1 protein-coding gene is annotated in these 1132 nt (G+C 70.4%); it reads left to right on the top strand.

Annotation, left to right across the window (positions count from 1 at the left end):
* Positions 1–191: 191 nt before the first annotated feature.
* Positions 192–1132, top strand: a 941-nt coding sequence (gene rfbB, locus J2S22_RS30845) for a dTDP-glucose 4,6-dehydratase (protein ID WP_307155926.1), incomplete at its 3' end; no start/stop codon positions are given.

Genomic DNA, 1132 nt, shown 5'->3' with positions numbered 1-1132 from the left:
GCGCCGGAGTGCGAGGGCGGGATCGCCTTCGACGATCCGGACATCGGGATTCCGTGGCCGGTGGCGCGCGATCTCGTCAGCCTGTCCGACAAGGACACCAGGTATCCGCGTCTCGCCGCGTTCGAGAGCCCGTTCGCCTATGACGGCGTGCCGCTCGCCGCGCTGGCGCCGGCGTGACGGGGGAGGGGGCGATGCTGCAGGGCCGGCGGATTCTGGTGACGGGCGGGGCGGGCTTCATCGGCTCGGCGGTGGCGCATCATCTGGTCGACGATCTCGGCGCGTCCGTGCTGGTGGTCGACAAGCTCACCTATGCGGGCAATCTGGCGTCGCTGGCGGGACTGGAGGGGAAGCCCGGCTTCCGCTTCGTGCGGGCCGACATCTGCGACGCGCCGCGAATGGCGGCGCTGTTCGCCGAGCACGATCCCGACGCCGTGATGCATCTCGCGGCGGAGAGCCATGTCGACCGCTCGATCGACGGGCCGATGGCCTTCGTCGAGACCAACGTGGTCGGCACCTGCGTGCTGCTGCAGGCGGCGCTGGCGCACTGGCGCGCCCTCGCGCCGGAGCGGGCGAAGGCGTTCCGCTTCCATCACGTGTCGACCGACGAGGTCTACGGCACGCTGGGCGAGACCGGGCAGTTCACCGAGACGACGCCCTACGATCCGCGCTCGCCCTACTCGGCCTCGAAGGCGGCGAGCGACCATCTGGTCAGCGCCTTCGGCCACACCTACGGCCTGCCGGTTGTCATCTCGAACTGCTCGAACAACTACGGCCCGCGCCAGTTCCCCGAGAAGCTGATCCCGCTGAACCTGATCAAGGGGCTCGCCGGCGAGCCGATGCCGGTCTACGGCGCCGGCACCAATGTGCGCGACTGGCTCCATGTCGAGGACCACGCCCGCGCGCTGGCGCTGATTCTCGCGCGCGGCCGGGTGGGGGAGACCTACAATGTCGGTGGTGCGGCGGAGCGGCAGAACATCGAGGTGGTGCGGACGCTGTGCGCCGTGCTGGACGAGCTGGCGCCGCGGGCCGCAGGATCGCACGCGGATCTGATCACCTTCGTGCGCGACCGGCCGGGCCACGACTTCCGCTACGCGATCGACTTCTCCAAGCTGGAGGCGGAGCTCGGCTGGCG

It is taken from the genome of Rhodoplanes tepidamans, assembly GCF_030813915.1.
Lineage (GTDB): Bacteria > Pseudomonadota > Alphaproteobacteria > Rhizobiales > Xanthobacteraceae > Rhodoplanes > Rhodoplanes tepidamans.
Note: the sequence above shows the minus strand (reverse complement) of the source record. Positions and strands in the feature narration are given on the sequence as shown.